At 35.9% G+C, this 15,466-nt stretch carries 13 protein-coding genes and 1 pseudogene; all 14 read left to right on the top strand.

The window, feature by feature from the left end; translation table 11 throughout:
- Window positions 1-54 precede the first annotated feature (54 nt).
- The gene (gene citZ / locus CIB95_RS06245; protein WP_094923304.1) at window positions 55-1,170 is read left to right on the top strand and encodes a citrate synthase; all 1,116 of its coding nucleotides are present in this window, start codon (window positions 55-57) and stop codon (window positions 1,168-1,170) included.
- Between the two features lie 86 nt (window positions 1,171-1,256).
- Window positions 1,257-2,525 carry an NADP-dependent isocitrate dehydrogenase gene (icd, locus tag CIB95_RS06240; RefSeq protein WP_094923302.1) on the top strand — a complete coding sequence of 423 codons (1,269 nt, stop codon included), beginning with the start codon at window positions 1,257-1,259 and terminating at the stop codon, window positions 2,523-2,525.
- Between the two features lie 28 nt (window positions 2,526-2,553).
- On the top strand, window positions 2,554-3,492 hold the full coding sequence (mdh, locus tag CIB95_RS06235; RefSeq protein WP_094923300.1) for a malate dehydrogenase: 939 nt from the start codon (window positions 2,554-2,556) through the stop codon (window positions 3,490-3,492).
- 84 nt (window positions 3,493-3,576) lie between these two features.
- Complete coding sequence (locus CIB95_RS06230; RefSeq protein WP_094923298.1) at window positions 3,577-4,053, top strand: MaoC/PaaZ C-terminal domain-containing protein; 477 nt, start codon at window positions 3,577-3,579, stop codon at window positions 4,051-4,053.
- Between the two features lie 86 nt (window positions 4,054-4,139).
- Window positions 4,140-4,850 carry a response regulator transcription factor gene (locus tag CIB95_RS06225; protein WP_094923296.1) on the top strand — a complete coding sequence of 237 codons (711 nt, stop codon included), beginning with the start codon at window positions 4,140-4,142 and terminating at the stop codon, window positions 4,848-4,850.
- A gap of 3 nt (window positions 4,851-4,853) precedes the next feature.
- Window positions 4,854-6,566 carry a two-component system histidine kinase PnpS gene (gene pnpS / locus CIB95_RS06220; protein ID WP_094923294.1) on the top strand — a complete coding sequence of 571 codons (1,713 nt, stop codon included), beginning with the start codon at window positions 4,854-4,856 and terminating at the stop codon, window positions 6,564-6,566.
- Between the two features lie 15 nt (window positions 6,567-6,581).
- A complete protein-coding gene (gene polA, locus CIB95_RS06215; protein WP_094923292.1) occupies window positions 6,582-9,215 on the top strand; it encodes a DNA polymerase I in 2,634 nt (877 codons plus the stop codon).
- A 66-nt stretch (window positions 9,216-9,281) separates the two neighbouring features.
- Window positions 9,282-10,115, top strand: a complete 834-nt coding sequence (gene mutM, locus CIB95_RS06210; protein ID WP_094923290.1) for a DNA-formamidopyrimidine glycosylase — start codon at window positions 9,282-9,284, stop codon at window positions 10,113-10,115.
- Window positions 10,116-10,187: 72 nt separating this feature from the next.
- Window positions 10,188-10,823: a sporulation membrane protein YtaF gene (gene ytaF, locus CIB95_RS06205; protein WP_094923287.1), complete on the top strand. Its 636-nt coding sequence runs from the start codon at window positions 10,188-10,190 to the stop codon at window positions 10,821-10,823.
- Between the two features lie 31 nt (window positions 10,824-10,854).
- Complete coding sequence (coaE, locus tag CIB95_RS06200; RefSeq protein ID WP_094923284.1) at window positions 10,855-11,457, top strand: dephospho-CoA kinase; 603 nt, start codon at window positions 10,855-10,857, stop codon at window positions 11,455-11,457.
- 98 nt (window positions 11,458-11,555) lie between these two features.
- Window positions 11,556-12,578 (top strand): glyceraldehyde-3-phosphate dehydrogenase, encoded by a 1,023-nt coding sequence (locus tag CIB95_RS06195; RefSeq protein ID WP_094923281.1) that lies wholly within the window; start codon window positions 11,556-11,558, stop codon window positions 12,576-12,578.
- Window positions 12,579-12,890: 312 nt separating this feature from the next.
- Window positions 12,891-13,274: an adenosylmethionine decarboxylase gene (speD, locus tag CIB95_RS06190; protein WP_094923278.1), complete on the top strand. Its 384-nt coding sequence runs from the start codon at window positions 12,891-12,893 to the stop codon at window positions 13,272-13,274.
- Between the two features lie 256 nt (window positions 13,275-13,530).
- Window positions 13,531-13,989 (top strand): annotated as a pseudogene (gene nrdR, locus CIB95_RS06185) (transcriptional regulator NrdR).
- A gap of 60 nt (window positions 13,990-14,049) precedes the next feature.
- Window positions 14,050-15,462, top strand: coding sequence for a replication initiation and membrane attachment family protein (locus CIB95_RS06180; RefSeq protein ID WP_094923275.1), 1,413 nt, complete (start codon window positions 14,050-14,052; stop codon window positions 15,460-15,462).
- Window positions 15,463-15,466: the final 4 nt, after the last annotated feature.

Raw genomic sequence — 15,466 nt, 5'->3', positions numbered from 1 at the left:
ATATTTGAAAGATGCATTAATAACAAAGGAATTAATAGAAAGGGAGAGATAGATATGACGACTGCAAAAGGTTTAGAAGGCGTTGTCGCTACAACTTCATCAGTTAGTTCAATCATTGATGGTGTCTTAACATATCGTGGATACAATATCGATGACCTAGCTGATAACGCTTCTTTTGAAGAAGTTGTTTACTTGTTATGGAACGATAAACTTCCTAACAAAGAGGAACTAACAACATTTAAAAAGGAGCTTGCTGAAAATGCAAGTATTCCAAAAGAAATCATTGAACATATGAAATCTTACCCTGTTGGTGATGTTCACCCAATGGCAGCACTTCGCTCAGCTGTTTCTATGCTTGGATTATTTGATTCAGAAGCTGACGATATGTCTGAAGAAGCAAACTACCGTAAGGCTATCCGCCTACAAGCGCAACTTCCTACAGTTGTAACAGCGTTTTCACGCATTCGTGAAGGGAAAGAGCCTGTAGCTCCAAATACAGAATTAAGTATTGCTGCAAACTTCCTTTACATGCTAACTGGAGAAACACCAGATGAGATTGCTGAAACTGCTTTTAACAAAGCGTTAGTTCTTCATGCAGATCATGAGTTAAATGCTTCTACATTTACAGGTCGTGTATGTGTAGCTACATTATCAGATATGTATTCTGGAGTAACTGCTGCAATTGGTGCTTTAAAAGGTCCACTTCATGGTGGAGCTAATGAGCGTGTAATGAAAATGCTAACTGAAATAGGTGAACTTTCTAATGTTGAGTCTTACATCCAAAACGCATTAGATAACAAAGAAAAAATTATGGGATTCGGCCACCGTGTATATAAAACTGGCGATCCACGTGCGAAGCACTTAAAAGAAATGTCTCGTAAATTAACGACTTTAACTGGACAAGATAAGTACTATGAAATGTCTATTAAAATCGATGAAATGATTACAACGCAAAAAGGACTTCTTCCAAACGTTGATTTCTATTCAGCATCTTGCTACCACAGCTTAGGTATTGAGCATGATTTATTCACGCCTATTTTTGCTGTTAGCCGTGTATCTGGATGGATTGCTCACATCTTAGAGCAATATTCGAACAACCGATTAATCCGCCCACGTGCAGATTACATTGGTCATTCACATCAGAAATATGTTCCTTTAGAACAAAGATAAATGGAATAGCTCAAGCTAAAAATTATAGTGGGAGGCTAATCCTCCCACAAAATAATATTAACAATTATACATAGGGGGTCATTACATTGACACAAGGTCAAAAAATTACTGTAGAAAACGGAGTATTAAACGTACCAAATAATCCAATCATTCCTTTCATCGAAGGAGACGGAACTGGTCCTGATATTTGGGCAGCTGCTTCACGTGTATTAGAAGCTGCAGTAGAAAAAGCTTACAATGGCGAAAAATCAATCGTTTGGAAAGAAGTACTTGCTGGTGAAAAAGCCTTCAAGCAAACTGGTGAGTGGTTACCGAAAGAAACGTTAGAAGATATTCAAGAATACATCTTAGCTATTAAAGGACCATTAACTACACCAATCGGTGGCGGAATTCGTTCTTTAAACGTAGCATTACGTCAAGAATTAGATCTTTTCACTTGCTTACGTCCTGTACGTTACTTTACTGGTGTTCCTTCACCTGTTAAACGTCCTGAAGATACTGACATGGTTATTTTCCGTGAAAACACAGAAGATATCTATGCAGGTATTGAGTATGCAAAAGGTTCTGATGAAGTGAAAAAAGTAATCCAATTCTTACAAGAAGAAATGGGTGCTAACAAAATCCGCTTCCCAGAAACTTCTGGTATCGGAATTAAGCCTGTTTCTGAAGAAGGAACAAAGCGTATTGTCCGTGCTGCAATCAACTATGCACTTAAAGAAGGACGTAAGAGCCTAACTTTAGTTCATAAAGGTAACATCATGAAGTTTACTGAAGGAGCTTTCAAAAACTGGGGTTACGAAGTTGCTGAAGCTGAATTCGGTGATAAAGTATTCACTTGGGCTCAATATGACCGCATCGTAGAAGTTGACGGTAAAGAAGCTGCAGATGCTGCACAAGCGAAAGCTGAGCAAGAAGGCAAGTTAATCGTTAAAGATTCTATCGCTGACATTTTCTTACAACAAATTTTAACTCGTCCACGTGAGTTTGACGTAGTAGCAACAATGAACTTAAACGGTGACTATATTTCTGACGCACTTGCTGCACAAGTTGGTGGTATCGGTATCGCTCCTGGAGCAAACATCAACTATGACACTGGTCACGCAATCTTTGAAGCAACTCACGGAACTGCACCTAAGTATGCAGGTTTAGATAAAGTTAACCCATCTTCAGTAATCTTATCTGGAGTATTAATGCTTGAGCATATCGGTTGGACAGAAGCTGCGAAATTAATTGTAGGTTCAATGGAAAAATCAATCGAAAGCAAAGTAGTAACGTATGACTTCGCTCGCCTAATGGAAGGTGCAACAGAAGTTAAATGTTCTGAGTTCGCTAACGAATTAATTAAAAACATGTAATTTAAATTAATACAAAGGGGGATTCGACATGGCAATTAAGCGTAGAAAGATTACTGTTGTAGGTGCTGGGTTTACTGGTGCTACTACTGCATTAATGGCTGCTCAAAAGGAATTAGGAGATGTCGTATTAATCGATATTCCTAACATGGAAAACCCGACAAAAGGTAAAGCATTAGATATGTTAGAAGCTAGTCCAGTGCAAGGCTTTGATGCTAATATCATTGGAACTTCTGACTATAAAGATACTGCTGACTCTGATATTGTAGTCATTACAGCTGGTATCGCTCGTAAACCAGGAATGAGCCGTGATGACTTAGTTAACACAAATGCCAACGTTATGAAACTAGTTACTAAGGAAATTGTTAAGTATTCTCCTGACGCCATTATCATCGTATTAACAAACCCTGTTGATGCTATGACGTATACAGTGTGGAAAGAGTCTGGTTTCCCTAAGCACCGAGTAATCGGTCAATCAGGAGTACTAGATACTGCACGTTTCCGTACATTTGTTGCGCAAGAATTGAACTTATCAATTAAAGATATTACTGGTTTCGTATTAGGTGGACACGGGGATACAATGGTACCTTTAATACGCTATTCTTATGCTGGTGGTATTCCTTTAGAGAAGTTAATCCCTCAAGATCGTTTAGACGCTATTGTTGAACGTACACGAAAAGGTGGTGGAGAAATCGTTAACTTATTAGGAAACGGTTCTGCATACTATGCACCTGCTGCTGCAATTGTTGAAATGACTGAGGCTATTCTTAAAGATCAACGTCGTGTGTTACCTGCAATTGCTCACCTTGAAGGACAATACGGTTATGATGGTATTTACCTAGGAGTGCCGACAATCTTAGGTGGTAACGGTATTGAACAAATTATTGAGCTTGATTTGACTGACGACGAAAAAGCGCAATTAGATAATTCAGCAGATGCTGTTAAAAGTGTTATGGATGTATTAAGCTAATGTAAAGTAAAGATTCGGGGGAACTAACCCCCGAATCTTTTTAACATTATAATGAAAACGCTTTCTTAAATGGAGGGATAGGCTATGCTTCTTGGGAAAAAACGAAGACTTGGTAGACATATTGAAGAGATCAAAGTTGGAGAAAAGTTAGAACGTACAGAAAAAATTGAAGATAAAGATATTCTTTTATACTTAGGATTATCAGATGATGGGAACCCTTTATTCATACAGCATGATTATGCATCTCAAACGCCGTTTAAAAAGCCAATCGTTCCTCAAGTAATGCTTACTGGGATCATTACATCGGCTGTTTCAAAATACTTACCAGGGCCTGGTAGTGCAGTTATGAAGCAAACGCTTGAATTTGTTAAGCCAGTTTATCACTATGCAACATTTACGGCTTTATTTGAAGTGACAGATGTTGACCATGAAAGTCACCTCATTACCATTTCCGTTGTTGCAAAAGATGAAGACGGGGATGAGGTCATTAAAGGGGAGTTAAAAGTATGTCCTCCACATCCGAAAAAACCTTTAACAGGTGCAACGTTAGATAATTTTTAAAGAAGGCGCTAGCCTTCTTTTTTTTGTATAAATTTATTCCCCATAGTATGATAGATTTAACAAATGTTAATAAAGTGGGGTTTCAAATGGATACAAAAATCATGGTTGTTGATGATGAAATTTCGATAGTTACGTTACTTGAATTTAATTTAGAAAAAGCAGGATTCCAAGTTATTACAGCTAACGATGGGAAAGAAGCAGTTCAAATTATAGAAAACGAAAACCCTGATTTAATCGTTCTAGATTTAATGTTACCAGGAATGGATGGTATTGAAGTTTGTAAGCATTTACGTCAAAAGCAAATTACGACACCAATCCTAATGCTAACTGCTAAAGATGATGAGTTTGATAAAATATTGGGGCTTGAACTTGGTGCAGATGATTACATGACAAAGCCATTTAGTCCTCGTGAAGTAGTTGCACGGATTAAAGCAATATTAAGGCGTGTCAACATAATTTCTGAAAAAGCAGAACCTGTACTAGAAGAAAAAGAAGGGAAATTGTCTTTTGGCGATGTAGAAATATATCCAAACCATTTTGAAGTGTTTGTCCGAGGACAGTTACTTGAATTTACTCCGAAAGAATTTGAACTATTAACTTACTTAACAAAACATAAAGGCCAGTTACTGACGAGAGACCAATTATTACAGTCCGTTTGGAATTATGATTATGCTGGAGATACGCGAATTGTTGATGTACATATAAGTAGGCTTAGAGAAAAGATAGAAGAAAATACTAAGAAACCAGTCTATATTAAAACAATTCGAGGCTTGGGCTACAAATTGGAGGCAAAATAATAGATGGCAAAAATACGATCACGAATGAATCTATCTTTTCTGCTCCTATTCTTTATTGCACTTTTTGTAATTGGCCTTTGGGTGGCTCATCTATTTAAAGTTGCCTACTTAACCTCTTTCCAAGACAAGTTGGAGAATGAATCTAAGATTGTTGCTGAATATGTTAACGAAATTGGATTAACTAGTCCTACATTACCTGCAAAAATGAAAAAACTATCTGACCAACTAAAAACAAATGTGACGATTTACTCTACAGATGGAAACCTAATCAATGATACAGAAGCAGAAGTGAAATATAAATTTCGAAGTGTAGAAGGCTTTCATGAGGAAGTTAGCAGTGGCGTTTATTATTTCTCACAGCCTATAAAATCTGGTGATGTGATTGAAGGTTATGTTCACGTTTATTATGAAGCTGATACGTTACGTAATTATTATAAATCTATATGGACGATATTATTTATTAGTTTAGGTGTCGCATATCTTGGTGTTTTATTAATTAGCTTCAGAATTACGAAACATATTATCAAACCAATTGAAGATATTAATCGAGTAGCATTAGAGCTTGCTAATGGCAATTATGAAGCGAGAACATATGAAGAACGTCTAGATGAAACAGGGGAGTTAAGCAAATCAATAAATCACTTAGCACACAACCTTTCTAAAATGACACAAGAAAAAGAAAAACAAACGAACCGTTTGCAAACATTAATTGAAAATATGGGCAGCTGTCTTTTATTAATAAATGAAAAAGGGAATGTATCTCTAGTAAATCGTGCTTTTACTAAAACCTTTGGATCTTACGCAAAAAAATGGAAAAAGCAAAATTATAAAGATGTTATTCCTTTTGAAGAGATAACAAGGTTAATTGAAGAGACATTTACTTTTGGAGGAAATGTAAAAAAGCAAGTCGTCATTCCTATAAAAATTGAACGGAAACATTTTATTATCTACAGTGCCCCAATCTTAAATGATGAAAAAGAGATGCAAGGTGTTGCATTATTATTTCACGACATTACAGAGTTGAAAAATTTAGAAGATATGAGAAAAGACTTTGTAGCAAATGTTTCCCACGAATTAAAAACACCAATGACATCAATCAAAGGATTTGCAGAAACATTATTGGATGGAACATTAGAAAATAAAGAAATTAGTGAAAAGTTTTTAGGAATTATCTTAAAGGAAACAGATCGCCTTCAGCAGTTATTACAAGACTTACTCGAGCTTTCAAAGTTAGAGAGGGAAGATATTCAACTCGTAATGAATAATGTGTCGCTAAAAGATATTGCGGAGGAAAGTATCTTAATGTTGAAGAGTAAAGCAGAAAAGAAAGAAATCGTTATTTCTTCGACAATAGATGGCAACACTAGAGCTGTAGTAGATCAAGCTAGGGTCAAACAAGTATTCTTAAACTTACTAAACAATGCTATTGCTTATACGCCAGATGGAGGAAAGATATCTATCTCATTGAAAGAAAGTGAAAAAAGCATTACATTTAAAATTCAAGACACTGGAATTGGGATAGCAAAGTCACAGATTCCACGTATATTCGAGAGATTTTATCGCATTGATAAAGCTAGAAGCAGGCAATCGGGTGGAACAGGTTTAGGACTAGCGATTGTTAAACATATTGTCGAAGCGCACAATGGGAAAATTAAAGTAGTAAGTGATGAAGGAAAAGGTACTACGTTTATAATTTCATTTCCAAAGAAGAATTAATAGTGGAGGTATATGATGGGGAAAAAAGTAGTTTTAATAGATGGTAACAGCATAGCATACCGTGCCTTTTTTGCACTTCCTTTATTAAATAATGATAAAGGTGTATATACGAATGCGGTGTATGGTTTTACAACGATGTTACTAAAGATCATTGAAGAAGAAAAACCGAGTCACTTATTAGTTGCATTTGACGCTGGAAAAACAACGTTCAGACACAAAACATTTACTGAGTATAAAGGTGGAAGGCAAAAAACACCACCAGAACTTTCTGAGCAATTTCCATTAATACGTGAATTGCTTGATGCATTTAACATTAAGCGATTCGAATTAGCGGATTATGAAGCGGACGATATTATCGGTACAATCTCAAAAGATGCTGCCAATGATGGTCTTGAAGTGAAAGTTTTTTCTGGAGACAAAGATTTACTTCAACTTGTTTCTGATAAAATTACAGTTGCAATAAACCGTAAAGGTATTTCTGAAGTAGATACATATGATGAAGAGTTGATTGCTGAAAAGTATGGAATACCACCTCTAGCAATTATTGATATGAAAGGTTTAATGGGAGATACATCGGACAATATTCCAGGCGTTCCTGGAGTAGGGGAAAAGACGGCGCTAAAATTATTAAAACAATTCGGTTCACTTGAAGAAACCTTACAATCTATCGACCAAGTTTCTGGAGCGAAATTGAAAGAAAAATTAGCAGACAATAAAGAGCAAGCACTAATGAGTAAAAAACTTGCGACAATTTATCGTGATGTGCCTTTACCATTAAGTGTAGATGACTTAGCATATTCCGGTTTTGAAGTTGAGAAAGTAGCAAATATATTTAACGAGCTTGGCTTTAACTCTTTAATAAGCCGGATCGGTGGAGAAGAAGTAGAGCAAAGTGAAGTGAAAGTCGAAGATATTTCCTATGAAATATTATCAACGTTTAAAGCAGAGACGTTTACATCAGAAACAGCATTGCATGTTGAAATGATTGACGATCATTACCATCAGTCTCCGATATTAGGTATCTCGCTAGCTAATGAGACCGGCAACTTTTTCTTGCCAGTTGATATTGCGAAACAATCCGAAGAATTTAAGAACTGGGCTGAAAGCGAAAACAATAAAAAGATTGTTTTTGATGGAAAAATGGCAATCGTTTCATTAAAATGGCAAGGGATAACACTAAATGGCGTAGATTTTGATGTTCACTTAGCCTCCTATTTAGTAAATCCAAATGATTCTAGTGACAAAGTAGCGGAAGTAGCAAAAATACATGGCGTTACCTTTGTGAAAGATGACGAAGCTGTATATGGCAAAGGTGCAAAACAAAAAGTACCAGAAACTGATCATTTAGCAGACCATGTTGCAAGGAAAGCTTTTGCAATTAGACTTTTAAAAGAAAAGCTAGAAGAGAAAATGAAAGAAAGCGACTTAGTAAAATTATACGAAGAGCTTGAATTTCCACTTTCGAAAATATTAGCGGAAATGGAGTACACAGGTATTAAAGTAGATGTTTCAAGGTTGCAAGAAATGGGCAAAGATTTAAGTGAGCGTATTAAAAACCTTGAAAATGAAATTCATGAAATTGCCGGAACAGAATTTAATATCAATTCGCCAAAACAACTTGGTGAAGTGCTTTTTGAAAAGCTGGAATTACCACCTGTCAAGAAGACTAAAACAGGCTATTCCACTTCAGCTGACGTGTTAGAAAAACTAAGTAACAAGCATCCTATCATCGAGAAAATATTGTTATTTAGACAATTAGGTAAGTTGAATTCCACATATATTGAAGGATTATTGAAAGTTGTTAATGAGAATACAGGAAAAGTTAATACACGTTTTAACCAAGCGTTAACACAAACAGGTCGTTTAAGCTCAATAGATCCAAACTTACAAAACATTCCGATCCGACTTGAAGAAGGACGAAAAATAAGACAAGCTTTCACAGCGGAAAAAGAAGGCTGGCTCATCTTTGCTGCGGACTACTCACAAGTTGAGCTTCGCGTATTAGCTCACATAGCTGATGATGCTAAACTTGTTGAAGCATTCCGTGAAGGATTAGATATTCATACAAAAACGGCGATGGATGTATTTAATGTTTCGGAAGAGGAAGTTACATCAGAAATGAGAAGAAGTGCTAAAGCAGTAAACTTCGGTATTGTTTATGGCATTAGTGATTACGGATTATCGCAAAGTTTAAACATTACAAGAAAAGAAGCAGCTTCATTTATTGAGAAATATTTTGAAAGCTTCCCAGGTGTTAAACAATACATGGCAGACATCGTCCAACAAGCAAAGCAAGAAGGTTATGTGACGACATTATTTAACCGTCGTAGATATTTACCAGAGATTACGAGTCGTAACTTCAATCTCCGTAGCTTTGCCGAAAGAACAGCAATGAATACACCAATTCAAGGTAGTGCGGCAGACATCATTAAAGTTGCCATGGTAAAAATGGCGAAGCGTTTAAAAGATGAAAAGTTGCAAACGAAAATGCTTCTGCAAGTACATGATGAATTAATTTTTGAAGCACCGGAAGATGAAATTGAAAAGCTAAAGGAAATTGTTCCTGATGTGATGGAAAATGCGATGCAACTAAAAGTCCCTCTTAAAGTAGACTACTCTTTTGGTCCATCTTGGTATGATGCAAAATAAGTAATAAATAAAGAGCAATGGTGCATTCACCATTGCTTCTTCTATAGAGAGAAAGGAGCAACTAGAATGCCAGAACTACCTGAAGTAGAAACGGTAAGAAGAACATTAGTTCAACTAGTATTAAACAAGACAATAAAAGATGTCGACGTATTTTGGCCAAACATTATAAAGAAGCCAGCAGATATTGAACAATTTAAACATTTACTTCTCGGACAAACAATCCATGACATTGATCGACGAGGAAAGTTTTTAAAATTCATGCTAGATGACTATGTTTTATTATCACATTTAAGGATGGAAGGTCGTTATGTTTTTCAGAAAGCGGATGAAATAGAGGATCATGATAAACATACACATGTCATTTTCTCATTTACGGATGGAAGTCGTCTCCTGTATCGTGATGTCCGTAAGTTTGGCACGATGCATATATTTACTAAAGGCGAGGAAGAAAAAAGTAAACCTTTAGCTCAATTAGGGCTCGAGCCATTCTCAGATAAATTTACCGAAGAACATTTATACAAAGGCTTAAAAAAGACAGAACGCTCGATTAAAGTAGCATTACTCGATCAACAAATTGTCGTTGGGCTTGGCAATATTTATGTCGATGAAGCATTATTTAAAGCGAACATTCATCCAATGCGTAAAGCGGCAACAATTAAAAAAAGAGAAATAGGGCCTTTACATAAAGCGGTTGTACAAACATTACAAGAAGCAGTGGACCGCGGTGGCAGCACGATTCGTTCCTATGTAAATTCACAAGGTGAGATGGGGATGTTTCAGCTGCAATTAAATGTTTATGCGCAAAATGGTAAGCCATGTCCAAATTGTGGACATGAAATCGAAAAAACTGTCGTCGGAGGAAGAGGGACACATTATTGTCCTAAGTGTCAGAAGATTTAAAATTCAGTACCGAAAATAGGCTCCTGCCATATACTATCGTAGCGGATTGCGATAGGAGAGGAGTCTTAATTTATGACACAATTGCTTTCGTTATTACTTCTAGCATTTGCAGTAAGTTTAGATAGTTATTCCGTAGGGTTTACTTACGGTGTTCGAAAGATGTTTTTACCATTTAGATCAATTGTTATTATCGCGTGTTGCTCCGCAATAACATTGTTATTTGCGATGGGAATTGGCGGAATAATCGTTCAATTTTTATCACCGAGCATTGCTGAAAAAATTGGTGGCATTATTTTAATTGGGATTGGAGCTTGGGTACTGTACCAAGTGTTCAGACCAGAAAGATCTGAGAAGAATGTCAGTGTTAAAGAAACAATAATTAAATTTGAAATTCGTTCATTAGGAATTGTTATCCAAATATTACGAAAACCAACTGCAGCTGATTTTGATAAATCTGGAACAATTACAGGAATAGAGGCAGTCCTACTCGGGGTTGCTCTTTCATTAGATGCTTTTGCAGCTGGAATTGGGGCGGTCTTAATCGGATATTCACCTTGGATTATGGCTATATCAGTAGCAGTTATGAGTTCATTATTTGTAACATTCGGCATGAAGTGTGGGCATTTTTTTTCTAATTTTAAATGGATGGATAAATTTTCGTTCCTTCCAGGTTTAATCTTAATTATTTTAGGGATTTGGAAATTCTGAAATTAGGTAAGTAGGAAAAGTGGGGGAGCATATGGCACAAATTATTGGAATTACAGGTGGAATTGCAAGTGGGAAAAGTACAGTAACAGGTATGCTCCGTAACCGAGGATACGCAATCATCGATGCAGATATCGTTGCAAGAGAAGTCGTCGAGCCAGGTGAAGAAGCTTATAATCTTATTGTCAATCATTTCGGGAGAAAGATAATCGGGGAAAACAGTTTTTTAGATCGACAACTACTTGGTGAAATTATTTTTAATGATCAAAAGGAAAGAGAAGTATTAAACAGTATCGTTCATCCAGCAGTTCGTTTGCGGATGAACGATAAAAAAGATATGTACATAAGTGAAGGTCGTAACACAGTGATTTTTGATATTCCATTGCTCTTTGAAAGTAAACTACAGTATCTCGTTGAAAAAACAATATTAGTTTATGTAAACGCGGAAACACAATTACAACGATTAATGAAAAGAAACGAATTCTCAGAGCAAGAGGCTGTAGCGAGAATACGTTCACAAATGCCTTTGGACGATAAGCGCCCATTAGCGGATATAATCATAAATAATAATGGTACAGTAGGCGAAACAGAGGAGCAACTTGAAAAAATCATCATAAATTGGAATTTATCTGTATAATTTTAAAAAAAACAGTAGCAAAGCGCTTTCAATATGTTATACTATTTGTGAGTAAACGTATATAAGTATAACACATATATTTAGGGGGACTTTTTTATATGAAAGCAAAAATTGCAATTAATGGGTTTGGCCGTATTGGAAGAATGGTTTTCCGTCAAGCAATGAAAAATGATAATTTAGAGGTTGTAGCAATTAACGCAAGTTATCCAGCAGAGACGTTAGCACACCTTATTAAATATGATACAATTCATGGTACTTACGATAAAGAAGTAAAAGTGGGTGAAGGTGAATTATTAATTGATGGGCATGCTGTAAAGCTTGTCAGCAATCGTGACCCGAAGCAATTGCCTTGGAACGAACTAAATGTTGATATTGTAATTGAAGCTACTGGAAAGTTCACTTCAAAAGAGACAGCTGGATATCACATTGAAGCTGGAGCTAAAAAAGTAATTATAACAGCTCCTGGTAAAGATGAAGATATTACAATTGTTATGGGAGTAAATGATAGCGATTACAATCATGAAAAACATGATGTTATTTCAAACGCTTCTTGTACTACGAACTGCTTAGCTCCTGTTGCTAAAGTTATTGATGAGAAGTTTGGAATTGTAAATGGAATAATGACTACAGTTCATGCATATACAAATGACCAAAAGAACATTGATAATCCACATAAAGATTTACGCCGTGCACGTGCTTGTGCACAATCAATAATCCCAACAACAACTGGGGCTGCAAAAGCTATTGCAAAAGTGCTTCCACAACTTCAAGGAAAGCTTCATGGGATGGCATTACGTGTTCCAACACCGAATGTTTCTTTAGTTGACTTAGTAGTTGACTTAAAGCGTGAAGTTTCAATCGAAGAAGTGAATGCAATTTTAAAAGATGCAGCAGAGCATGAATTAAAAGGAATTATGGCATTCTGTGATGAGCCATTAGTTTCCATTGATTTCAATGGAAATGAAAACTCAGCTATTGTTGATGGCTTATCTACAATGGTGATGGACGGAACGAAATTAAAAGTACTTGCTTGGTATGATAATGAGTGGGGATACTCATGCCGTGTCGTTGATTTAGCGGTCCTTGTGGCAAAAGGTATTGAAGCAAAGATGTCAGTATAACTTCATACAATGAATTCGAAAACAGGCATTGTAAATGCCTGTTTTTCTTTAGATTCGAATAATAATTTCCTTGAAGGTTATGTTAAAAAAGGAATCGCCACAACGAAGTCAAGAAGATGTTTTAAAAAAAATAATAAAAAATATTGCAAAACATATTTATTAGAAGTATACTATTTTTCGTGAACTCGATTACTCAAATAGAATGTTTCTACTTAAAGGGTTAGGACCTCTCTGGACTAACTTTCCCCCGTGGTAGCGATGTTCTCGATTGAGATGGAAGTGCTTTAAAAATGTTAAAAGGGGGATTTATCAATGGATACTATGGGACGTCACGTTATTTCTGAGCTTTGGGGATGTAACACTGACAAATTAAATGACATGAAATTTATTGAAGAAACGTTTGTAAATGCAGCATTAAATGCAGGTGCTGAAATTCGTGAGGTAGCATTTCATAAATTTGCTCCACACGGTGTTAGTGGTGTAGTTATTATTTCTGAATCACACTTAACTATTCACAGCTTTCCTGAGCATGGTTATGCGAGCATTGATGTATATACTTGTGGTGATCGAATTGATCCAAACGTTGCTGCTACATACATTGCAGAAGCGTTAGGAGCAGATAAGAATGAAAGTATTGAAGTTCCACGTGGGATGGGACCAATCGAAGTAAAACAAAAATTATCAGCAATGTCATAGTTTGAACTTTTAAGAGAGGTGGAGACACCTCTTTTTTTTATTGTTTAAAAATATTCTCTATCTATTCTCGTCGCTAAAGTGCTCCAGCTTATACGTCAAGAACTAGGACGGTGAGGAATTTCACGTTGCCCACAGGACGTGGGCGTATTTAGTGAAATTTGTTTCGCTTGCGCTTTTCTTAAAAATACTTGTCAGAAACCGTCGTTTTTAATAAGATTGAAGTAGTATATTCGTAAAATGAGCGGAGTTGGTTTGTATGCGTTGCCCGAAATGTCAGCATAATGGAACAAGAGTGTTAGACTCCCGTCCAGTCTTAGAAGGAAATTCCATTAGAAGAAGACGCGAGTGCGAACAATGTAGTTATCGATTTACTACATTTGAAAAAGTAGAAGAATCGCCATTAATCGTCGTTAAAAAAGACGGCACACGGGAAGAATTTAGCCATGAGAAAATTTTAAGAGGCTTAATTCGAGCTTGTGAAAAAAGACCAGTACCTCTTCAAAACCTTGAAGATATAGTTAATAAAGTTGAGGGTACTTTACGAGCACAAGGAATGTAAGAAGTTAATAGTCAAGATGTTGGTGAATTAGTGATGGAAGAATTAGTTTCTATTGATGATGTTGCCTATGTAAGATTTGCTTCTGTTTATCGCCAATTTAAAGATATAAATGTATTTATTAGTGAATTAAAGGACTTAATTAATCGCGAAAAGTAGAAGCATAAGCAAATTATTTTGATATGCTTCTTTTTATTTATTAAGTTAGGGGTTAAAGGGATGACAGCACATTGGAAAGAGCTACTTGCTCAAGATCGATTTATCGTTCGGACGAACGGTCTACTGCACGAGTATCATAAAAAAATTGTTACAATGCTTTACCAACCATTGATTGGTGCTACAGCAAATAGTCTTTACATGACACTTTTGTCTCTCATTGAAAAAGATGATCTTTGGGGAGAGGAATTATCACACCATAGTTTAATGAATTTAATGGGCGTCGACTTAAAACAGATTTTTCTTTATCGAGGTAAACTGGAAGGTTTAGGCTTGCTTAATGTGTATGTCAAACAAGTGGAGGAAAATAGATACTTTATCTATGAATTACAACCACCACTAACTCCTGAACAATTTTTTACGGACGGATCTTTGGAAATTTTCTTATTTAATCGCCTTGGTAAGAAACGTTTCGATCAACTAAAAAAACAATTTATCACAGCAAAAATAGACAAGTCATCTTATCGGAACATTACCAAATCCTTTAGTGAAGTATTTGAATCTGTCCATGCAAGTGAACTAATGCCTTCAGGAAGTGAAGAATTAATGAATTCACTTACGCTTCCTAATAACATTGAACACATCGATGAAAAAGAAGGTAATGGAATTTCAGTTGGAGAAATGGAGACATTTGATTTTCAATTACTGATGGATGATTTATCAACTATTTTTGTGCCGAAAGAAGTTATTACAAAAGAAGTTAAAGAGACAATATTAAAGCTAGCTTATATATATAAAATTAATGATGCTTTGCAAATGAGTAAAATCATACAAAATGCCTTCTTGCATGAAGAAAAAATTAATCTTGAACTGCTGAAAAAAGAAGTGCAGCGCTGGTATCAATTTGAACATGAGAATAAATTGCCTTTCTTATCGTTACGACAACAACCGAAAAAATTTCAACAGTTATCGAACAAAGAGCCACAAACAGATGAAGAGAGAACGATTAAGGAGTATGAAACATTATCTCCTTATGATTTGCTTAAAGAACGTTCAGGCGGTGGAAAACCGGCTTTAACCGACTTGAAAGTAGTAGAAGCAATTATGTTTGAACAAGGGCTCTTGCCAGGTGTTGTAAACGTATTAGTCGACTATGTTTTATATATCAATAATTTAAAGCTACCGAAGGCATATGTCGAAAAAATAGCTGCTTATTGGTCACGTAAACAAATACGTACTGTCCAAGAAGCAATGGCGTTAGCAAGAGAAGAAAATAAAAAGTATAGAGAATGGTTAAGTGAAAAATCACAGCCACAAAAAGCAACGAGAAAACGTCAAGCAAATGTTCGTGAAGATGTCCTGCCGAAATGGATGACAGAGCAAAAGGAAAAAGAAAACCAAACGAAACAAGAACAACCAGCAAAAAAAGCACCAAGTAAAAATAATTTAAAAGAACGACTACGAAATATGAAGTAAGAAG

Origin of the sequence: Lottiidibacillus patelloidae (assembly GCF_002262935.1) — a bacterium.
Taxonomy (GTDB): Bacteria; Bacillota; Bacilli; order Bacillales; family SA5d-4; genus Lottiidibacillus; species Lottiidibacillus patelloidae.
The sequence above is the reverse complement of the archived record's forward strand: the minus strand, read 5'-3'. Positions and strand labels throughout refer to the sequence as shown.